Origin of the sequence: Agreia sp. VKM Ac-1783 (assembly GCF_900177765.1) — a bacterium.
GTDB lineage: Bacteria > Actinomycetota > Actinomycetes > Actinomycetales > Microbacteriaceae > Agreia.
The window spans coordinates 93,585-113,748 of the sequence record NZ_FXWI01000006.1 but is presented as its reverse complement, the minus strand read 5'-3'; the positions used below and the strand labels follow the sequence as shown (position 1 = coordinate 113,748).

18 protein-coding genes and 1 pseudogene are annotated in these 20,164 nt (G+C 63.7%); 6 read left to right on the top strand and 13 right to left on the bottom strand.

Annotated features, from left to right (window positions below; translation table 11 throughout):
* Positions 1–403 precede the first annotated feature (403 nt).
* From rplI to CCK87_RS17600, 6 genes and pseudogenes are all read right to left on the bottom strand, one after another.
* Positions 404–856 (bottom strand): 50S ribosomal protein L9, encoded by a 453-nt coding sequence (rplI, locus tag CCK87_RS17625; protein WP_044440975.1) that lies wholly within the window; start codon positions 854–856, stop codon positions 404–406.
* Positions 857–865: 9 nt separating this feature from the next.
* Positions 866–1,129: a 30S ribosomal protein S18 gene (rpsR, locus tag CCK87_RS17620; protein ID WP_022895757.1), complete on the bottom strand. Its 264-nt coding sequence runs from the start codon at positions 1,127–1,129 to the stop codon at positions 866–868.
* 41 nt (positions 1,130–1,170) lie between these two features.
* Complete coding sequence (locus tag CCK87_RS17615) at positions 1,171–1,686, bottom strand: single-stranded DNA-binding protein (protein WP_044440970.1); 516 nt, start codon at positions 1,684–1,686, stop codon at positions 1,171–1,173.
* A 168-nt stretch (positions 1,687–1,854) separates the two neighbouring features.
* Positions 1,855–2,205, bottom strand: a pseudogene (rpsF, locus tag CCK87_RS17610) (30S ribosomal protein S6); the annotation flags it as partial.
* A 132-nt stretch (positions 2,206–2,337) separates the two neighbouring features.
* The gene (locus CCK87_RS17605) at positions 2,338–3,171 is read right to left on the bottom strand and encodes a siderophore-interacting protein (protein WP_086462721.1); all 834 of its coding nucleotides are present in this window, start codon (positions 3,169–3,171) and stop codon (positions 2,338–2,340) included.
* Between the two features lie 51 nt (positions 3,172–3,222).
* The gene (locus tag CCK87_RS17600) at positions 3,223–4,659 is read right to left on the bottom strand and encodes a CCA tRNA nucleotidyltransferase (RefSeq protein ID WP_086462720.1); all 1,437 of its coding nucleotides are present in this window, start codon (positions 4,657–4,659) and stop codon (positions 3,223–3,225) included.
* 120 nt (positions 4,660–4,779) lie between these two features.
* On the opposite strand from CCK87_RS17600, the gene CCK87_RS17595 reads away from it, so the two are divergent.
* The 6 genes from CCK87_RS17595 to CCK87_RS17570 all read left to right on the top strand — a co-directional run bounded on the left by CCK87_RS17595 (position 4,780) and on the right by CCK87_RS17570 (position 12,480).
* A complete protein-coding gene (locus CCK87_RS17595) occupies positions 4,780–6,951 on the top strand; it encodes a DUF6049 family protein (protein WP_086462719.1) in 2,172 nt (723 codons plus the stop codon).
* The gene (gene murJ / locus CCK87_RS17590) at positions 6,944–8,584 is read left to right on the top strand and encodes a murein biosynthesis integral membrane protein MurJ (RefSeq protein WP_086462718.1); all 1,641 of its coding nucleotides are present in this window, start codon (positions 6,944–6,946) and stop codon (positions 8,582–8,584) included. The genes CCK87_RS17595 and murJ overlap by 8 nt, the downstream gene beginning before the upstream one ends.
* A 125-nt stretch (positions 8,585–8,709) precedes the next feature.
* On the top strand, positions 8,710–9,687 hold the full coding sequence (gene trxB, locus CCK87_RS17585; protein ID WP_086462717.1) for a thioredoxin-disulfide reductase: 978 nt from the start codon (positions 8,710–8,712) through the stop codon (positions 9,685–9,687).
* Between the two features lie 26 nt (positions 9,688–9,713).
* On the top strand, positions 9,714–10,040 hold the full coding sequence (gene trxA, locus CCK87_RS17580; protein ID WP_085488115.1) for a thioredoxin: 327 nt from the start codon (positions 9,714–9,716) through the stop codon (positions 10,038–10,040).
* Between the two features lie 155 nt (positions 10,041–10,195).
* Positions 10,196–11,515 (top strand): PLP-dependent aminotransferase family protein, encoded by a 1,320-nt coding sequence (locus CCK87_RS17575; RefSeq protein ID WP_086462785.1) that lies wholly within the window; start codon positions 10,196–10,198, stop codon positions 11,513–11,515.
* A gap of 2 nt (positions 11,516–11,517) precedes the next feature.
* The gene (locus tag CCK87_RS17570) at positions 11,518–12,480 is read left to right on the top strand and encodes a D-alanine--D-alanine ligase (RefSeq protein ID WP_086462716.1); all 963 of its coding nucleotides are present in this window, start codon (positions 11,518–11,520) and stop codon (positions 12,478–12,480) included.
* Between the two features lie 122 nt (positions 12,481–12,602).
* Here the strand turns inward: CCK87_RS17570 and CCK87_RS17565 are convergent, their stop codons facing one another.
* From CCK87_RS17565 to rnpA, 7 genes are all read right to left on the bottom strand, one after another.
* Positions 12,603–13,583, bottom strand: coding sequence for a ParB/RepB/Spo0J family partition protein (locus CCK87_RS17565; protein WP_086462715.1), 981 nt, complete (start codon positions 13,581–13,583; stop codon positions 12,603–12,605).
* Entirely contained in the window at positions 13,573–14,499 is a 927-nt protein-coding gene (locus tag CCK87_RS17560; RefSeq protein WP_086462714.1) for a ParA family protein, read from the bottom strand. The genes CCK87_RS17565 and CCK87_RS17560 overlap by 11 nt, the downstream gene beginning before the upstream one ends.
* Before the next feature lie 2,774 nt (positions 14,500–17,273).
* Positions 17,274–17,903: a 16S rRNA (guanine(527)-N(7))-methyltransferase RsmG gene (gene rsmG, locus CCK87_RS17550; protein WP_170927346.1), complete on the bottom strand. Its 630-nt coding sequence runs from the start codon at positions 17,901–17,903 to the stop codon at positions 17,274–17,276.
* Positions 17,904–17,941: 38 nt separating this feature from the next.
* Positions 17,942–18,439, bottom strand: a complete 498-nt coding sequence (locus CCK87_RS17545; RefSeq protein ID WP_086462784.1) for a R3H domain-containing nucleic acid-binding protein — start codon at positions 18,437–18,439, stop codon at positions 17,942–17,944.
* 68 nt (positions 18,440–18,507) lie between these two features.
* Complete coding sequence (gene yidC / locus CCK87_RS17540; protein ID WP_086462711.1) at positions 18,508–19,467, bottom strand: membrane protein insertase YidC; 960 nt, start codon at positions 19,465–19,467, stop codon at positions 18,508–18,510.
* 5 nt (positions 19,468–19,472) lie between these two features.
* On the bottom strand, positions 19,473–19,814 hold the full coding sequence (yidD, locus tag CCK87_RS17535) for a membrane protein insertion efficiency factor YidD (protein WP_086462710.1): 342 nt from the start codon (positions 19,812–19,814) through the stop codon (positions 19,473–19,475).
* Positions 19,811–20,164, bottom strand: a complete 354-nt coding sequence (rnpA, locus tag CCK87_RS17530) for a ribonuclease P protein component (RefSeq protein WP_086462709.1) — start codon at positions 20,162–20,164, stop codon at positions 19,811–19,813. The genes yidD and rnpA overlap by 4 nt, the downstream gene beginning before the upstream one ends.

The window sequence follows — 20,164 nt, the reverse complement described above, 5'->3', positions numbered from 1 at the left end:
TCCTTCGTGTGCGCTCGCGCGCGATCGTTCTGTGACAGTTGTACCCGCACCATCCGACATCCCCAACAGGCCCTGTGGATAACCATGTGGACAATTGGGGAGAAACGCCGGAAGGTCTGGGGGGAAACTGTGGAAACCGCTGTGGAAAGTCAGACCAATTTGTCTAGCAAAAAGCTAGTTGAACAGGGATTATCGGGTTTCCACAGCCGTGGATAGATACATCCTTCTAGCAGAGCTTGAGGGTTTCGATTTGACTTTTGTCCTGTGCATAAAATCGAGCCATTCTTACCCCCGAAGTGGGTCTGGCCCTACCTCCGAACACAGGTGGCGAAACGACGAATGGCGGTGGAATCATCCACCGCCATTCGTTGTGCGCTCGAGCGAGCGCGGTGTTTCTGAGGTGCTACTTGGCAGCGACCACGTTCAACGTGATCGTCGCGACCAGGTCATCGCGCAGCTTGACCGTGGCCTCGTGGGTTCCGGTGAGCTTGATGGCCTGGCTGATCTCGATCTTCTTCTTGTCGAGTGAGCCGAGACCCTGGGCCGACACCGCGTCAGCGATGTCGGAGGTCTTGACCGAACCGAACAGGCGTCCGCCTTCGCCGGCCTTGACGGTCAGCTTGACGGTCGCAGCCTCGAGAACCTGCTTGAGGTGCTGGGCCTCTTCGATCGTGGCGTGCTCGCGTGAAACGCGGGCGGCCTTGATCTGCTCGACCTGCTTCTCGCCACCACGGCTCCACGTGACCGCGAAACCCTGGGGGATCAGGTAGTTGCGAGCGAAGCCGTTCTTGACCTCGACCACGTCACCCGCTGAACCGAGGCCGGAGACCTCGTGCGTGAGAATGAGTTTTGACATGTCGGTTCCTTACCTGCCCGAGCCGGCGTAAGGCAGAAGAGCCATTTCGCGGGCGTTCTTGACGGCACGGGCGATGAGGCGCTGCTCCTGGACGGAGACTCCCGTGATGCGACGAGCGCGGATCTTTCCACGCTCGGAGATGAACTTGCGGAGAGTTGCGACATCTTTGTAGTCGATGACGCCGACGCGAATGGACTTCGCGGGAGCTGCGTTCTTGGCGCCCTTGGCACCGCGCAGCGGCTTGCGGCGGTCGCCGCTTGACTTTCCAGCCATTTTTATCTGCTTTCAGATGAGTTCTATGAAGAACGAAGTTGTTAGAAGGGGGTGTCGTCGCTGAAGTTGCCCGGCGTGTTCCACACGTCGGCTCCAGCTCCGGCAGCCGGCTGCGCGGGCGCCGAAGCGGCCCACGGCTCGTCGTTTCCACCGCTCGGTCCACCGACCTGGCCGCCGCCCTGGCGTGCGCCCCCGGCTGCCCGGGTGACACTTGCCGTGGCGTAGCGCAGGCTGGGGCCGATCTCGTCGATCTCGAGCTCGATCGAGGTGCGCTTCTCGCCCTCTTTCGTCTCGTAGGAGCGCTGGCGAAGGCGACCGGTCGCGACGACACGGCTTCCCTTGGTCAACGATCCAGCAACGTGCTCGGCGAATTCACGCCAGACGCTCGCGCGCAGGAACAGAGCCTCGCCATCTTTCCAGTCGTTCGCGGCACGATCGAACGTGCGCGGCGTGGATGCGATGGTGAAGTTGGCAACCGCCAGCCCGCCCTGCGTGTAGCGCAGTTCAGGATCGCTGGTGAGGTTGCCCACCACGGTGATTACGGTTTCGCCAGCCATGATCGACTACTTGGCGGACTCGTCGTCGGCGGCCGGTGCGGCAGCCTTGGGAGCCTTCGCGGCAGCAGCGACCTTCGACGCGGCGCTCGGCGCGGCCTTGGCGGCAGCAGGAGCAGCAGCGGAAGCCTCGGCGGGAGCCTCGGCGGGAGCAGCAGCGGCCTTCGGGTTGGCAGCCTTGCGGGCGGCCTTCTCGGCGGCGAGCTTGTCGGCGGTGGCGACCATAGCGATGGCCTCCTCGGCACGCAGCACCTTGGTGCGCATGACGGCCTCCGACAGCTTCAGCTGGCGGTCGAGCTCTTTGGTCGAGTCTGCGCTTGCGGTCAGGTTGACCACCGCGTAGATGCCTTCGGTCTTCTTGTTGATTTCGTAGGCCAGACGACGGCGTCCCCAGATGTCGACGCTGTCGACGGTGCCGCCATCCTTGCGGATGACGTTGAGGAATTTGTCGAGACTGGGTGCCACGGTGCGCTCATCGATTTCAGGATCGAGGATCACCATGAGTTCGTACTGATGCGTCACAAACCCACCTCCTTCGGACTAGTTCGGTCACAGACGGTCTGTGACAGGAGGGTGTATCTGCATCGGCCCGCCACCGCGTGGGAGATTCCCACTGGTAACGGACAACCTTGGAAGCTTAGCAGAAGCGCCTGATCAGTGCTGGGAAGCCTTCCAGTACCCGCAGAACATGATGTTCTCCTTCGGCACTCCGGTCGCGATCCAGTGCCGGCGCGCTCCCGCGACGAGAGCCGATTCGCCCACGGTCCAGGCGAAGCAGCGCTCTCCCAGCGCAGGAAGGGCCTCTGCCGCCGCCAGAACGGCGCGGCCCGGAGTGGCATGCGCATCCGGTCGCACGATGAATCGCACGTCGACCTTGGCCGGGCCCACGAGATCTTGGATGTCGTCGGCCGTCGGCACCTCGATCAGAGCGATTCCGACGGTGTCGGCTGGCAGAGACGCCAGAACCCCGGCGACTGCGGGCAAGCCCGTCTCGTCGGCCACCAACACCACGGAGTCGGTCTCGACGGGCTGGACGAATCCGATGCCCTCGTCGAGAATCGCGACCGCGTCTCCAGGTTCGCACCGGGCCGCCCAACTCGCAGCCGGTCCTGCCGTTCCCGCTGCCGCGTCGCCGTGCAGAACGAAGTCGACGTCGAGTTCGGGGCCGTCGACGCCCACCTCTCTATATGCGCGCACCGTGTAATTGCGCAGCACCGGCCGTTTCGTCTTCGAGATGGTCAGGTACTTGGCGTACGAGAGCGTGTTGAGCTTCTGCGGCAGCCTCGACAGTGTCTCTTCTTCGGCGATCGGAATGAAGAGTCGGAACCACTGATCGAATCCCATCGGCACGAACTTGGCGATGTCGCCCGCTCCGAGGGTGACCCTGGCCATGTTCGGTGTGATCACCTGGCGGCGGATCACATGCAGCGTCAGCAGTTCGGAGGCCTGAGGCTTGATCCGGCGGGCTGCCTCGGTGCTCTTTGCCATGCTCGCGGTACTCGTCTCGACTCGGGGGAGGGGGGCCGAATTAAGGGTACCCTAACTTGCCTGGCGCGCCGCCCACCATTCCCGTAGGCGGCGGGTGGCTTCTTCTTCGCCGAGGGGACCGTCGTCGAGGCGCATCTCCAGCAGAAAGCGATACGCCTCGCCCACGTCGCGGCCCGGACGGATGCCGAGAATCGCCATGATCTGCTCGCCGTCGAGGTCGGGCCGCACGGCCTGCATCTCCTCGAGCTCGGCCAGCTCGGCGATGCGCGTCTCGAGATCGTCGTACGCGAACGACAGCATGTGCGACTTGCGCGTGTTTCGGGTGGTCACGTCGGCCCGGGTCAGAATGTGCAGGCGCTCGAGCAGGGGACCCGCATCCCGCACGTAACGACGCACGGCCGAGTCGGTCCAGGCGCCCTCGGTGTAGCCGAAGAAGCGCAGGTGTAGCTCGATGAGGCGCGCAACGTCGTGGATCGTGTCGTTGTCGAAGCGCAGCTCGCGCAGCCTCTTCTTGGCGATCTTCGATCCGACGACGTCGTGGTGGTAGAAGGTCACCACGCCGCCGGGCTCCAGCCGCCGTGTCGCCGGCTTTCCGATGTCGTGCATCAGTGCGGCGAGCCGCAGCACGAGATCCGGCCCCTCGAACGAGTCCCGCGATTCCTCGAGTTCGATCGCCTGGTCGAGCACGGTGAGGCTGTGCTGGTATACGTCTTTGTGGTGGTGGTGCTCATCGCGCTCGAGCCTCAGCGCGGGGATTTCGGGCATCACCAGCTCGGCGAGCCCCGTCTCGACGAGCAGCTCGACGCCTCTGCGCGGCGAGGGCGTCAGCAGCAGCTTCGAGAACTCGTCGCGGATGCGCTCGGCCGAGATGATCTTGAGTGACTCACCCATGGTGGCCAGGGCATCCAGCGTCTCTGATTCGATGTCGAACCCGAGCTGGGCCGAGAACCGGATGGCGCGCAGCATGCGCAGGGGATCGTCGCCGAACGAGATGGCCGGCGTCGAGGGCGTACGAAGGATGCCCGCCAGCAGGTCTTCGACGCCACCCGACGGATCGACCAGAACGAGTTCGGGCAACCGGAGGGCGAGCGCGTTGACCGTGAAGTCGCGGCGGGTGAGATCGACCTCGAGACTGTCGCCGAACGCGACGATGGGCTTTCGGGTCTGCTGGTCGTAGCTGTCGGAGCGGTAGGTCGTGATCTCGACCTGTTCGCCATCGATCATCGCTCCGATCGTGCCGAAGTCGCGACCGATGTCCCAGGTGCTCTTCGTGAGCGTCGACACCACGGCGAGAATCTCGTCTGGAGTGGCGTTCGACGTGAAGTCGAGATCTTTGGCGGGACGGCCGAGGAACGCGTCTCGAACGGGGCCTCCGACGAGGGCCAGTTCGAAGCCCGCCTTGCTGAAGGCTGCCGCGAGCGGTGCGACGGGCGACGACTCACTGAGTGCGCGCAGCCGAACCATGGATTCGTGAACCGTTCGCTGCATGCCCACAGTTTACCGAGGCGCACGAAGAGGTCGCTGGCAGAGCGGCCTCCCATGCTTTCAGCCTTCGCAACCTAGAATCTACGCGAGGCCGCATCTCATGCGTCTTCGACGAGAGCACCTATGAAACCGCCTTCCTCCCGACGCCTGCGCGCCCTCCCCGCCCTTCTGGGCCTGGGAGTGGTGGCATCGTCGATGCTGGGAATCGTGCCGGTCGCGGGGCCCGCCAGCGCTGCCGGCGAGCCCGTGCAGCTTGTTCTCGCGCCCGCTAACGGGGGAGTGGTGCAGCCCGGCGCCGACGTCACGGTCACCGCGGCGGTCACCAACACCGGCTCCGCGACCATCGACGCGTCCACCCTGCAGGTCGCTCTCGATCGCGAGGTCATATCGACCCGGTCCGAGTTGACGGAATGGCTCACCCCTCCCACCACCGAGTCGACCGTCGACTCCGACGCCATCATCACCGCGGTCCCCGTTCCCGCTCTGCAGCCCGGCGAGCAGCACATCGTGCAGGCAGTGATCCCGGCCGCAGACGTGACCCTCGACGAGTGGGGCGTCCGTGGCATCACGGGAACGGTAGAACGATCCGACGGGACCGAATCCGTCTCGCACTCCTCGCTCGTCTTCAACGGCCAAGACGCACCGGAACGCGCACAGGTGGCCGTCGCCATCCCCATCACCACCCAGCCCGGACAGACGGGACTGATTCCCGAGGCCACTCTCGCCACCATCACGGCCGACAACGGCATACTCACCCGCGAACTCGACTCGGTCATCGGCCGGCCCGTCGGCATCCTGATCGACCCCCGCATCATCGCGTCGATTCGCGCACTCGGAAGCGCCGCTCCGTCGACCGCCACCGCGTGGCTCGACCGCCTGAAGGGGGCTTCGAACCCCATCTACCCGCTCAGCTACGGCGACGCCGATGTGGCCGCGATGAGTCAGGGAGGCGCACCACAGATCCTCGCCCCCACCTCGTTCGACTATGCCCTCGACCCGGCGAACTTCACGGGCGCTGCCGCTCCGACGGCGACTCCCACCCCGGTCAACGGCACGACCGCGGTCGACCCGGGCGTCGATGCGACGAATTCGCCGACGCCCAGCCCGAGTCCGGCACCGGATGCCGTGCCCGACACGAGCGCGCTGCTCGCGTGGAACTACACGGGCACGTCGATCGCGTGGCCACGAGACAACACCGTCGCTCCCACCGATCTGCCCTACTTCGCGGGCAACGGTCTCACGACATCGATCCTGTCGTCGTCGAACGTCGCCGTCGCGTCGGGAGAGCCCTCCGCCGGCGTCGTCCGCTCTGGTGACAGCACCGTTCTCGTCTCCGACGACATGGTCTCTCAGGCCCTCCGCAACGCGGCAGGAGCCCTCACGGCGACAGACCGGCAGCGGTCGCTCTCCGATCTCGCGTCTTCTCTTGCGGTCGTCGCGAGCGAAGACGGCGGAACGCCGCAGACCGTGCTGGCCACTCTCGACCGCGCCGCCCCCGCCGACGGAACGGCATTGGCCGACGCGTTGACCTCACTCGACTCGCTCAGTTGGTCGTCGACGACATCGTTCGACGGCTTCGCCGCGCAGACGCCGGCGACCGAGGCCACGGTCGTCGACCAGCCCGAGCCCGCCGAACGAACCAGCGCCGTCACAGCGCTGCTCGCATCCGAGAACCAGGTCGCTGCGTTCTCGAGCATCATCACCGACCCGACGAAGCTGCTCGGCGAGAATCGCGCGAACATCCTGTCGCTTCTGGCCAACTCGTGGGCGTCGAACTCTGGTGGGTGGAACGTGGCGGTGCAGGATCAGACGGAGCGCTCCGCCCAGACCCTGAGCTCTGTCTCGATCGTCGCGGGTTCTCCCATCATTCTCGTCAGCAACAGCGGCGACATGACGGTGCTGGTGCAGAACAATCTGCCCTACCCGGTCACTGTCACGGTGCGCCTCTCGCCGTCCAACTTCAGACTCGTCGTTCAGCCCGAGGTCACCATCACGGTCGAGGCCGCGTCGAGCAAGCGGGCCAAGGTTCCGATCACCGCGGGCGTGGCGAACGGCGACACCATCGTTCGAGCCGAACTGGTGAGCCCCACCGGCGTTCTCGTCTCGCAGCAGCCCACCTTCATTCCTGTCAACGTCTCGGCCGACTGGGAGGTGGCGGGCTCGTGGCTCGTGGGAAGCGTCGTCGGCGCCCTTCTGATCTTCGCCGCCATTCGCCTCTATGTGAAGCGCCGACGCAATCGTGCCGCCCCGGCAGAGGGCGATAACACCGAGATCATCGAGGAGCCGCGTGGCTGACACTCCCACCAAATCCGGACCGAATCTGGGCCGGGCGAGCGCCATTCTGGCCTCGGGAACGACAGTGTCCCGTGTCTTGGGCTTCGTCAAGGCGCTCGTGCTTGCCCAGACCATCGGAGCCACCGGCCTCGGGACAGACGCCTTCGCCGTCGCTAACCAGCTCCCCAACACGGTCTTCGTCATCGTGGCGGGCGGGGTCTTGAACGCGGTTCTCGTGCCTCAGATCGTCAAAGCGGCCAGCCATGCCGACGGCGGGCGCGGTTACATCAACAAGCTCGTGACCCTGGCTCTAGCCGTTCTCGGAGTAGCCACTCTCATAGCGACCCTGCTCGCGCCGGTGCTGGTCACCTTGGCGGGGTTCACCATGCCTCCGGGCCAGACGGCTCTCGCGATCGCCTTCGCCTACTGGTGCCTGCCCCAGATCTTCTTCTACGGCCTGTACTCCGTGCTCGGCGAGGTTCTCAACGCCCGCAACTCCTTCGGTCCGTTCACGTGGGCGCCGGTACTGAACAATGTCGTCGCCATCGTCGGTCTCGTCGCGTTCAATCTGCTCTTCTCGCCCGGAGAGGACTCGACCCTCAGACTCGACTTCTGGACTCCCGACAAGGTGGCCGTGCTGGCCGGATCCGCGACCTTGGGCGTCGCCGTGCAGGGTCTGATCCTCTTCGTCTTCTGGCGTCGAGTCGGTCTGACATTCAGTCCGGATTTCCGTTGGCGCGGAGTCGGACTCGGTCAGGCCGGGCGCATCGCGAGCTGGACGTTCGGAATGCTCGTCGTCACGCAGCTCGCCGGCCTCGTGGAGACGAACGTGGTTCTCACGGCCTCGGGCAACGATGTCTCGACGTTCGTGCTGTCGAACGCCTGGCTCATCTTCATGCTGCCGCACTCGATCGTCGCCGTCTCCGTGGCCACCGCCTACTTCACTCGCATGAGCCAGCACGCGAGTTCGGGTGATCTGGACGGAGTTCGACGAGATCTGTCCGCATCCATTCGTGTGATCACCCTGATCATGGTGCTCGCCACCGTGGTGCTCATCGCGGTCGCGTACACGTTCAGCGGGTTCTTCACGAGGACCTTCTCCGACCAGCTCGCGATGGGCAACGTGGTGATCGGGTTCCTCATCGGCTTGCCCCCGTTCAGCATCCTGTTCGTCGTCTTCAGAGGATTCTTCGCCCTGGGCGATACGAGGACGCCGTTCTACGTCACGGTCTTCCAGGCCGTCGTCTTCTCGCTGGGCGCGATTGTCGTTCTGTTCTTCGTGCCCAAGGAATTCGTGGGCTTCGCCGTGGCCGTCGTCATGTCGATCGCCGGCACGCTTCAGGCAGTCCTTGCCGTTATTCTCATTCGTCGCAGACTCGGGGGAGGGGGAGGATCGGGCGTCGCCCGCAGCCTCGTGCGTTTCGCCATCGCCGCCATCCCGACCCTCGGAGCGGGCCTCGTGCTCGCTGCTCTGTTCCGGGTCACCGATTCCGAGGGCTTCGCCAGCGCCACCGTGCCCGGTTCCGTCATCTCGATGATCGTGATCGGACTCGTGATGTCGCTCCTCTACATCGGCGTGCTGAGGCTGGTGAAGTCGCCCGAGCTCAACGACGCCCTCACCCCGTTGCTCGCGCGTCTGCGCCGTACCTCCTAGTTTGCGGCCAGCTCTCCGCTGTCCCCTGACGGCGGAATATCCGCGGAATAGGATGGGTTGTACCCGTCAAGTGAGGGCCTCACCAGGCCGTCTCGCGACACCCTTTCCAAGGAGCTGACACGCACGTGCGCGACATCATCATCATCGGATCCGGTCCTGCCGGATATACCGCGGCCATCTATGCTGCCCGGGCGGGGCTCAACCCGCTTCTGATCGCCTCGAGTGTCGAGGCCGGCGGCGAACTGATGAAGACCACCGACGTCGAGAACTTCCCCGGCTTCCCCGAGGGCATCCAGGGTCCCGAACTCATGGGCAAACTCCAGGAGCAGGCAGAGAAGTTCGGCACCGAGGTGCTTCTCGACGACGTCACGAGCGTCGACCTCACTGGCGACATCAAGAAGGTGAGCACGGGGTACAGCGGAGAGCACGAGGCCCTGTCGGTCATCTTCGCCACCGGTTCCGCCTACCGCAAGCTGGGCATCGAAGACGAAGAGCGCCTGAGTGGCCGAGGCGTCTCGTGGTGTGCCACCTGCGACGGCTTCTTCTTCAAGACCAAGACCATCGCCGTCATCGGTGGTGGCGACTCGGCCATGGAGGAGGCGACCTTCCTCACCCGCTTCGCCGACAAGGTCTACCTCGTACACCGCAAAGACACGCTCCGCGCATCCAAGATCATGCAGCAGCGCGCCTTCGACAACGAGAAGATCGAGTTCGTCTGGAACTCCGAGGTCGTCGGCATCTCCGGTGAGAACGCTGTCGAAGCTCTCACTCTCCGCAACACCGTCTCGGGCGAGCAGAGCGAGCTCGCTGTTCAGGGTCTGTTCGTCGCCATCGGCAACGACCCGCGGGTTCATCTCGTTCACGGCCAGCTCGAGCTCACGGCATCCGGAACCATCGCCGTCGACGGCCGCAGCTCGAAGACCAACCTCACCGGCGTCTTCGCTGCCGGCGATGTCGTCGACGACACCTACCGCCAGGCCGTCACCGCGGCCGCGTCCGGTACGGTCGCCGCTCTCGACGCGGAGCACTACCTCGCGGGTTTAGCCCAAGCGGCGCACGTCACGCCTGACGCCGCCGCCGAAGAACTCATTCCCGTCAACTAGTTTTCATCCCACAGAAAGAAGCAATCATGTCCAACGCCAAGGCAGTTACCGACGCCAGCTTCGATGCAGACGTTCTCCAGTCCGACAAGCCGATCCTGGTCGACTTCTGGGCCGAATGGTGTGGCCCCTGTCGCGCAGTCGGCCCCATCCTCGACCAGATCGCCGACGAGCACGGTGACAAGATCGAGGTCGTCAAGCTCAACGTCGACGACAACCCGCAGACCGCTGCGAAGTACATGATCACGTCGATCCCCGCGCTCAAGGTCTACAAGGGCGGCGAGGTCGTCAAGACCATCATCGGCGCCAAGCCCAAGGCCGCACTCGAGAAGGACCTCGCAGACTTCATCGCGTAGCATCCGCTCGTTCGTCGGGCCCCTTGCATCTCGCAGGGGGCCCGACGTCGTTAAAGGCCACCTGGATGCCTGTGGCTTGGGATGCGCCCGGCCCGGCGTTCGACACGCCCGGGGCTGGTTAGTATGGAATTTCGGTCTCGACCCAGGAAGTGCGCGTGAACGACAACACTCGAAGTGGCTCAGGAAACAACCTCGACCCGTGGTACGGCAACTACGCCGCCCGCGCGGCGGGCCTGGCAGCATCAGAGGTGCGTGCACTGTTCGCCGTGGCATCCCGCCCCGAGGTCGTCTCTCTGGCGGGTGGCATGCCCTTCGTCTCGGGTCTTCCCCAAGACCTCGTCACCGACGCCATGAATCGCGTCATGTCGAACCAGGGCGCGGCCGCACTTCAGTACGGGTCGGGTCAGGGAGTTCCTGCGCTGCGTGAGCAGATCCTCGACGTCATGGCGCTCGAGGGCATCAAAGCGGGTGTCGACGATGTCGTCGTCACGACCGGTTCTCAGCACGCCCTCGAGCTTGTCAGCAAACTGTTCCTCGACCCGGGCGACGTGGTGCTCTCGGAGGGCCCCAGCTACGTCACGGCCGTCGTCATCTTCAAGTCGTACCAGGCCGAGATCGAACACGTTCCCATGGACGAACACGGCCTGATCCCCGAGGCGCTGCGAGAGCACATCGCCGGACTCAAACGAGCCGGCAAGCGCATCAAGTTCCTCTACACGATTCCCACCTTCCACAATCCCGCTGGCGTCACCCTCAGCTGGGAGCGTCGCGTCGAGATCCTCGAAATCTGCAGGTCAGAGGGCATTCTCGTTCTCGAGGACAACCCCTACGGCCTGCTGTACTTCGAAGAGAAGCCGCCCGCGGCCATCCGGTCACTCGAAACCGACGGTGTCATCTACCTGGGCACGTTCTCGAAGACCCTCGCGCCCGGATTCCGTGTGGGATGGGCGCTCGCGCCGCATGCCATTCGCGAGAAGCTGATCCTCGCCAATGAGGCCGCCGTGCTCAGTCCGAGCTCCTTCAGCCAGATGATCATCAGCCAGTATCTCGACACCGCCGACTGGAAGGGCCAGATCGATCGGTTCCGTGGCATCTATAAGGAACGCAAAGAGACGATGCTCTCGGCGCTGACCGAGTACCTGCCCGATCTGAGCTGGACGAACCCCAACGGCGGCTTCTACGTCTGGCTCACGCTACCCGACTACCTCGATTCCAAGCAGATGCTGCCGAGGGCTGTCACGGAGTTGGTCGCTTACACGCCCGGCACCGCGTTCTTCGCAGATGGTCAGGGCCGCAACAACATCCGTCTTTCGTTCTGCTACCCGACTCCCGAGCAGATCAAGCTCGGCATTCGCCGTCTCACGAGTGTCATCAATGCGGAGAGAGACCTGCTCGAGTCGTTCTCGGCCACGGGCCCGCTCACCGCAATCCGCCGCGATGACAACTACACAGCACCACCGCCCAACACAAACTAGGGATGAATACCGTGACCTCTCGTACCGTTGTCGTTCTGGCCGGAGGCATCTCGCACGAGCGCGACGTCTCTCTTCGCTCTGGTCGCCGCGTGGCCGACGGCCTGCTCGATCGTGGACACACCGTCATTCTGCGGGAGCCGGATGCCACACTCCTGTCCTACCTCGAGTCCAACCGTCCCGACGTCGTCTGGCCGGCCCTCCACGGTGCGAGCGGTGAGGACGGCGCTCTGAGAGCGCTCCTGGATGCGCTCGAGATCACCTACGTCGGCTCTCAGCCCGGCTCCAGTCGGCTGGCCTGGCACAAGCCCACGGCCAAGGTCATCGTGGCGCGCGCCGGATTCTCCACGCCTGAGTCCATCACGCTTCCTCGCGACACGTTCCGCGAACTGGGCTCGGCACAGGTTCTCGATCGCGTCGCCAGTCAGTTCGGCACCGACCTCGTCGTGAAGCCAGCCCAGGGTGGGTCGGCTCAGGGAGTCTCGATGGTCGCAGACACCGATGATCTGCGTCGCGGAGTCGTCGAGGCCTACACCTACGGCGACGTCGCGTTGATCGAGCGCCGCGTATCGGGCACCGAGATCTCTGTCGGCATCATCGACACGGGCGACGGTCCATTCGCATTGCCCGCTGTCGAGATCGAGCCCCGCCTCGGCGTCTACGGATACGACGCGCGATACAACGCGGGGGAGACCCGCTTCTTCACTCCCGCGCGTCTATCGGCCGAGATCACCGAGTTGGCTCAGTCCACCGCGCTCTCCATTCACAAGACGCTCGCCCTGCGACACATATCGCGCGTCGACCTCATCATCGACGACGACGGCGTTGTCTGGTTCCTCGAAGCCAACGTACTTCCCGGGCTGACGGAGACCTCCCTGGTACCGCAGGCCATTCAGGCGGCGGGGCTCAACCTCGGCGAGGTCTACGAGGCTCTCGGCGAGAAGGCAATCGCAGACGATTCTGCCTGACCCGCAACCGGCATGTTTCACGTGAAACATTGCCTTCGCCGTTAACGACGCAACCCCGATGTTTCACGTGAAACATCGGGGTTTTGCGTATCTCGCGGCCGCGGGGCCGCTGCAGGCTGGCCTCAGGGGCGACCGAAGCCCTTGTCGCCCAACTCGCCCAGGATGCGGTTCAGGTCACCGATCGTAGCGAAATCAATGACGATCTGACCTTTGGACCGACCGAGGCTCACCTTGACGCGGGTGTCCAGCCGATCCCCGAGCCGGTCGGCGATCTCATCGAGGTGACCGCGCTTCGCGCCAGCGACGGTCTTCGCCTTAGCCGGCTTCGGGGCAGCACTCGCCGCAGCCTCCGCGGCACGAACAGATAGATCTTCGTTGACGATCTTGTCGGCGAGACGTGTCATCGCCTCGGCATCTCCGGCAGAGAGCACCGCGCGCGCGTGCCCTGCGCTGAGAACGCCCGCAGCGACACGTTTCTGAACCGCGGCGGGCAGGCGAAGCAGCCGAATGGTATTCGTGATCTGTGGTCGCGACCGACCGATCCGTGTCGCCAGCTCATCCTGGGTGATTCCGAAGTCGCTCAGAAGCTGCTGGTACGCGGATGCCTCTTCGAGAGGGTTGAGCTCAGACCGGTGGAGGTTCTCGAGCAGGGCGTCACGAAGCATGTTCTCGTCGGCCGTGTCTTTGACGATCGCCGGAATGCTCTCCAGGCCCACCTGCCGCGTCGCCCGAAGCCGCCTCTCTCCCATGACCAACTCGTACTTGGGCTTCTCGCCGGCAACGAGGGGGAGTGGCCGAACAACGACGGGCTGAAGCACGCCGATCTCCCGGATCGACACGACGAGTTCAGCGAGATCGTCTTCTTTGAAGACTGCCCGCGGCTGCTTTGCATTGGGCACGATGTCTGCGGGATCCAAGTGTGCAAGCCGCGCTCCGGGCACCTCGATCAGGTCTGTCTGAGGGGGAGTAGCAGCGTCTCCTCGATCGGCGAAGAACACGTCCACCGGTCGAACTCCAGGACGCCCCTCGGAATCGACCGCGTCATTGGTAGGAATGAGGGCGCCGATGCCTCGACCGAGGCCGGTTCTCTTCTTAGTTGCCATCGGTGGGCGCTCCTCTGTCTGCGATCTCGGCTGCGGCCTCGAAATACGAGAGTGCGCCGGGTGAATTGGGGTCGAAGCTGATCACGGTCTGACCATAGCTGGGGGCCTCCGACACTCGCACCGAGCGGGGGATGACCGCCGCAAGGGTCTGGTCCGGGAAGTGACTGCGGACATCCTCGGCGACCTGAAAGGCGAGGCGGGTGCGGCCGTCGTACATCGTGAGCAGAATCGTCGAGACCGCGAGCGTGGGGTTCAGGTGACGTTCGATGAGCTGGATGTTCTTCAGCAGTTGACTCAGACCCTCGAGCGCGTAGTACTCGCACTGGATCGGAATGAGAACCTCATGCGCGGCGACGAACGCGTTGATGGTGAGGAGTCCGAGTGAGGGCGGGCAGTCGATGAACACGTAGTGGTACGCGAGCCCCGCGTCGAATGACTCCTGCAGATACGTGTCAACGCTTGTCCGCAAGCGCTGCTCGCGGGCGACCATGGGTACGAGTTCGATTTCGGCACCGGCGAGATCGATCGTCGCCGGCACACAGAAGAGTGTGTCGAACTCCGGGCTCTTCTGTACGAGGTCGGCCATGGGCTCGTCGCGAACGAGGGCGTCGTACACGCTCGGAGTGTCGGCGCGATGTTCGACGCCCAGAGCAGTCGACGCGTTGCCCTGCGGGTCGAGATCGATCACGAGAACGCGAGCACCGCTGCGAGCGAGGGCCGCGGCGAGGTTGACCGTCGTCGTGGTCTTGCCCACCCCTCCCTTCTGATTGGCGACCGTGAATACCCGCGTCGTCTCCGGGAGCGGAACTACACGCTTTGCGAAGTTGCGCCGCCGATTCGAGAGGTCGGCCAGCTCACGAGCCAGGGGCGTCGAAGCATCGAACGATGCGCCTCCGCCAATTGGTTCCGTTGACATCCACAAATCCTGACTTGCTGAGTTCCGTTGGCGACCCGAAGAAACCCGAGGCCGGGGGAGAGGATGGAAGACACCGGTCGTCAATCAAGCGACCGTCTGTCGAAACGAAATCGTCCCTAGACCAAAGTACCCGCCGTCGCTGGAAACTCTAAGTTGAGACAGAAATCGGTCGATTTTGGGCCGATTTTCGCCCGATCTGCGATCGTCGAAAATCGCTTAGGATCCGTTTGAGCGAACGAAAAGTTTGAGTTCGCTCTTGACTGTCTAGTATCAACTGCGGTAAGCCGAATGGCATGGTTCTTCAGGAGCACCTTCGCCACTGTCTCCACATGTTTCACGTGAAACATCGTGGACCAGCAACCGAGTCCCGTGTCTGACGTCAGGTGGTCCACGCGTGAACGCGACTCCTTGACGCGACCTTCGTCGCGGAGCCGTTCGAGAGAGCCCTCGATTCTCCGCACACCTGTCTGTGTTTCAATGAGCTCGGCCTTCGCAGTCGGGACGAGGATCAACACTCGACGAATCCTGCTCATTATGACGGTCGACCGCCCGCCTCTTCCTCGCGGCGCCCACATGTCGATGGCTGCTGAAACGGACTTGACCGTAGACCTAGCGCGGCAGCAGACCGAGCGGGCGGGCGGCGGGCGGGCGGGGCAATCACACTGAAAGTCATGGGGGAGGACCAGGCTCCTGCCTGGAGGAGCCGATTCTTTGTTCACGTCGCCCGCAACCAACAGCCTGACGATTCGCCCGCCCGATGCCTCCCGTCTGACGTGAATCCCACAAAGTACGGCGGCCAGCGGGCCCCGTACATCCGCGTTGAGAACTGGAAGGCAACCCAACTCTGGCCTTTCCCAACTCAGCAGCCACCGTCGGCACGTCGGCACCGTCCGCCCTCTGCGCTTCGGACCCGCGCCGCGCCGCCCTGATGACTTCTCCTCGAGTCGACCGCGCCAGCTCGCAGACGACACTCGCACAACACCGATGACACCCTCCACCATCCCCCGCACAATCCCGAATCCCGAGTCCCTACCCGAACCGGAGCCAAGCACAGCCCGCGGATTCAGTCACCATCGGCGTCGACCAATCGAGACACGGCAATGTGAACCCGAGGAGACCCAGCAAATCCACCACAAGTGCTGCTCCCCTCACGAACCATTTCACTGCCTCTGCGCCGCCATCTTGCCTCCAGCATCGAGCCTTGTCTTTGCGAGAATCTGTCATAGTCGGCATCTCCTGTAGTCCAGAATCTCTTCGACGACTCTCTTTCCCGCACACTCCGCGACGACCGCCTTTCCCACGACACTCTCTCCTGCACGCTCCTGACTGGCTCGATCAGCCCGCTTCCACCGAGTCCCGACCTCGCCACCTCCGCGTAGCTGCACGCTCTCGCCCTGCGCCCGCGCCGCCTGGGACTCTCACGCAGGTCCCAGCCACCGGCTTGGTCATCCGCTTGGTCATCCGCTTGGTCATCCGGGAGCCCCGTCCCTCGATCGGGCCTTCCCACATCTGACATCTCTCATCCAGGCGCACCCAAATTCGAGACACAGGAACTGACGCGCCGCCTGCCCAATTACCGCGGAATCAGCACGCCGTAGGCACCGACGCTGCGCCCCTTGCACCAAGAACGATCTCGACGTGGCCTCCGCTTTCATCGCAGCTTCTGCTTCTTGAGGACACCACCCACCGTGGGGTCGGGGTCGCAAGAACGGCCTGTACTGGGCACTCGTTGCCCACTCGCCAACCTTCAATCAGATCGAAGCCGTCACTATCGGCGCACGGTCGGATCACGTTGTTCTCTCCGCATAAGAGTCTTCGCTGGGGAGTCTCCGCGTAAGAATCTCAATGTGCCATGCGTGCATGCATGCGTGTATGTGCGCGGTACGTGTGCGTGCGTGGCCCGGCTACGTACGTGCCGTGCTCGGCGCCCGTGCCCGGCACCCGTGCCCCCGCGTGCGAGCGTGCCCCGCGTGCGTGCGTGCGTGCGCGCGGCGCACGTGCGCCCGGTGTGCGCGAGTGGCGTGCGTGCGTGGTGTGCTTGCGCCGACCTGCGTGCGTGGTGTGCGTGGTGTGCGTGAGCGGGCGCATCCATGCCTTCGCAGCGCCCTGCGTGGTGCGAGTGGTGCACGTGTAAAGAACGGGGGGAGACCTGGTCGAACCCCCGAGTCGGCCTCGTTCGCCTGCCAGCCGCAAGACAACGCACTAACAGAGACTGCCATCGTCGATCGGTATTCGTGGTCACATCTGACTTTGACGACAGCCCCACAAGACCAGCTTCATGTGAACAAGCTCGCCCCTTCAGTGGGCCGCCGAAGGGAACTCGCACCTGACTCGAGGTAGACGCGGTCGACCAAACGTAAAGGAATCACAGAGTGATCAACCCCACGACGCCAATAGCTGGTTCGCGCGGCCGACGCACGGACGATGACGTCCGACACCCGTGAATCCCTCCACCGGACGAGAGCTGGAAGCGGTATCGCCCGTATGCACGCCCTTCCAGACTGCAGTTGCAGCGTGCGTCCAACCCGGCCACGCAACGCGCGCGACGGCGATTCGTTCCCCGCGTAGTTCGATGAACGCAACCATTGGGGGAGCGACGACGGACCATCAGCCCCCTGCCAACAAGCTCCGCGGGCTGCGTATGAGAAGGCCCGGCGGCTCCCGCTCCGGTGTTCCGAGCCAAGCGCTGGGCGGTGTCGACACAGCAGCGATTGGCAGCCGCCAGCGACAGTCGTGACGCAACTCGAATGTTTCACGTGAAACACCGTTACAAGCTACGAAACGATGGCCCTGATCACGCGCGTCGTTTCAGGCAGAACTCCCTCGCCGAGTTCGATGACGCGGACATCACGAAGCTTGAACCGTCGAATCTGCTTCTCTGCAGCGTCGATCTCTTTCGCTGCGTTGATGCCCTTCATCAAGATGAACTCCCCACCGGGAACGACCAGGGGAGCGCACATCGGGATGAGCTTGGAGAACGCACTCACTGCACGCGCAGTGAGCTGATCGAAGCCCTCGGGCAGTCGCACGTCTTCGGCGCGGTCGCGCAGAACGGTGACGTTGCCGAGCTTGAGAGAGGCAACCTGATCGTTCAGCCACTTGACGCGACGTTCCATCGGCTCGATGAGAGTGAAGTGAACATCGGGCCGAGCGATCGCCAGAACGAGGCCCGGAAGTCCCGCACCGCTACCGATATCTCCCACGGTTCCCGGCCGAAGCAAAGGAGCCACGAGGGCGCAGTTCAGAACGTGCCGAGTCCACAGGCGGGGGAGTTCCAACGGACCTATGAGTCCGTACTCCTCGCCATGGGTCGCCAGCGCGTTGGTGAATTCTCGCGCAAGCTCGATGCGGTCGCCGAAAAGATCGGCAGCAACTCGTGGCTCGGCTTCGGTGTTCTCAGGAATGCTCATCACGACGCCCGTGTACGCGGGGGAGTGGTCGATCAGCCGCGGCTGATGACGGTGTGGCGATCGCGGCCATCACCCTCGGAGGCTGACACCAACCCACGCTCCGCGACGATGTCGTGAACCAGTTTGCGCTCGTACGACGACATGGCAGGCAGAGCAGCAGACTCTTCACCGGCGTCGAGACGCACAACCGCAGCATCGACGAGTCGGCCGAGCTCGGCCTGACGGGCCTCGCGACTGCCGCCCACATCGAGAATCAAGCGGCTGAAGGCGCCCGTCTTCGTTTGAACGGCCAGACGCGTGAGCTCCTGCAAGGCGTTCACGGTGTCGGGCTTCGAGAGAACACGGATGTTGCTGTCGCCGGACGCGTTGACCGAGATGTATGCGCGGCCACCACGGGTATCGATGTCGATGTCGCCATCGAGATCGCAGATGTCGAGGAGCTCCTCGATGTAGTCAGCGGCGATGTCACCCTCATCGTCGAGGTTGGCTTCCGGGGTGGATTCATTCGACTCAGGCACATCGGTGCCCACGGCGCCTTCATCGACAACGACGACCTCGCCGGTCTCGTCTGTCGATACGGTCTCGGTTGTCACGTCACTCACTTGGATCCACCCTGCTTCTTGGCTCGGTTCTTGCCGACGGGCTGCTGCCGCTGCGTCGTCTTCGGTGCTTCATCTACGACTGTCTCGTCGCTGAGAGGACCGTCCTTGATGACCAGTTTTCCGCGCTTGGCGAGTCGGGCTTCGCGCGCTGCGGCCGCCTCGCTGCCCGGTGTGGGCATATTGCGAATGACGAGGAACTGCTGTCCCATCGTCCAGAAGTTGGAGGTCAGCCAGTAGAACATCACGCCGAGCGGGAACGCCACACCAGAGAAGATGAAGACAACCGGAAGGATGTAGAGGAGGATGCGCTGCTGCTTGAACATCGGGCTGTTCTTGGCTTCGGGCGACTGGTTCTTCGACATGATCTGCAGCTGGGTGATGAACTGCGATGCCGTCATCAGGGCGATCATCGTGACAGCGAAGACGATGACGAGCACGCTGCCCTCGTTGTTGGCGAGGGTCGCTTTCAGGGGAGCGCCGAACAGATCGGACTCACCGAACGACTTGGCCAACGCCTCGTTGAGCAGACCGACACCGCCGCCGGCTTTCTCGTGCTGCGCGTCGTTGAGAACGGAGAACAGCGAGAAGAAGATAGGCATCTGCAACAGCAGAGGCAGGCACGAACTCAGAGGGTTCGTCCCCGTGCGCTTGTACAGCTCCATCGTCTCGCGAGACATCGCCTCACGGGAGAACTGATCTTTCTTGCCCTTGTACTTGTCTTGGATCTTCTTGAGTTGTGGCGCGACCTCGAGCATCTTGCGCTGGCTCTTGATCTGCTTGACGAAGATCGGAATGAGGGCCGCACGGATCACCAGAACGAGTCCGACGATCGAGAGCACCCACGTCAGGCCGTCGTCTGGATTGAGTCCAACCCACGTCCAGACGTAGTGGAATGCGACCAGAATGAGTTCGACGACCCATTTGATCGGCCAAAGTATGGTGCCGAGGAGATCCAAAGCGTCTAGCCCTTTCCGTGGCTACGTGGAACAACGAATCCGAACGGCGTCAGCGCGTATCGGGGGTTTTTGGCCGGCTTCACATCGTCGACACCGCCGGCAGCCCAGGGGTGACAGCGCGCAATGCGCAGGATGCCTAAGCCGACTCCCACAGACAGCCCACGATGCTGGATTGCCTGGAGGGTGTACGACGAACACGACGGGTAGTACCGACATACGTCGCCGTAGAGGGGAGAAATGACAGCGCGGTAGGCGCGGAGCAGAACCACCGCGACGTTGCGAGGAATAAGGAAAACGCTGATCAAAGCGTATTTCCAGGAAACGGAGGAAACAGGAACCGTCGTCATACGAATGCGGATCCCTTCCGGAGCGATGCGGCTAGCTCTTCGCAGAGTACGCCGTAAGGCTGAGATGCTGCTCCCGGTAGAGCTCGTACAACCACATCGGTTCCCGGCTTCACACGATCGAGCATCGTGTAGCTCGCCGCTTTGAGTCGCCGACGAACGCGATTTCTGACCACTGCGACGCCGACGGACTTGGCGACGATGAATCCGAATCGGGGTTCGGCAGGTGCGCTGGGCTCGTTTTTGGGCGTGCGGAGGTACGTCACGGCGTTCGGGGACACGAAACGTGTTCCCCTCCGGACCACGCCCCGATAATCATCGGCGGTCGTGATCCGGTTGGCGTGAGCCAACAC

Excerpts from the sequence above, each read along its gene's own strand:
- rplI (WP_044440975.1), bottom strand. The coding sequence starts at position 856 with ATGTCAAAACTCATTCTCACGCACGAGGTCTCCGGCCTCGGTTCAGCG.
- rpsR (WP_022895757.1), bottom strand. The coding sequence starts at position 1,129 with ATGGCTGGAAAGTCAAGCGGCGACCGCCGCAAGCCGCTGCGCGGTGCC.
- CCK87_RS17615 (WP_044440970.1), bottom strand. The coding sequence starts at position 1,686 with ATGGCTGGCGAAACCGTAATCACCGTGGTGGGCAACCTCACCAGCGAT.
- CCK87_RS17605 (WP_086462721.1), bottom strand. The coding sequence starts at position 3,171 with ATGGCAAAGAGCACCGAGGCAGCCCGCCGGATCAAGCCTCAGGCCTCC.
- CCK87_RS17600 (WP_086462720.1), bottom strand. The coding sequence starts at position 4,659 with ATGCAGCGAACGGTTCACGAATCCATGGTTCGGCTGCGCGCACTCAGT.
- CCK87_RS17595 (WP_086462719.1), top strand. The coding sequence starts at position 4,780 with ATGAAACCGCCTTCCTCCCGACGCCTGCGCGCCCTCCCCGCCCTTCTG.
- trxA (WP_085488115.1), top strand. The coding sequence starts at position 9,714 with ATGTCCAACGCCAAGGCAGTTACCGACGCCAGCTTCGATGCAGACGTT.
- CCK87_RS17570 (WP_086462716.1), top strand. The coding sequence starts at position 11,518 with ATGAATACCGTGACCTCTCGTACCGTTGTCGTTCTGGCCGGAGGCATC.
- CCK87_RS17565 (WP_086462715.1), bottom strand. The coding sequence starts at position 13,583 with ATGGCAACTAAGAAGAGAACCGGCCTCGGTCGAGGCATCGGCGCCCTC.
- CCK87_RS17560 (WP_086462714.1), bottom strand. The coding sequence starts at position 14,499 with ATGTCAACGGAACCAATTGGCGGAGGCGCATCGTTCGATGCTTCGACG.
- yidD (WP_086462710.1), bottom strand. The coding sequence starts at position 19,814 with ATGACGACGGTTCCTGTTTCCTCCGTTTCCTGGAAATACGCTTTGATC.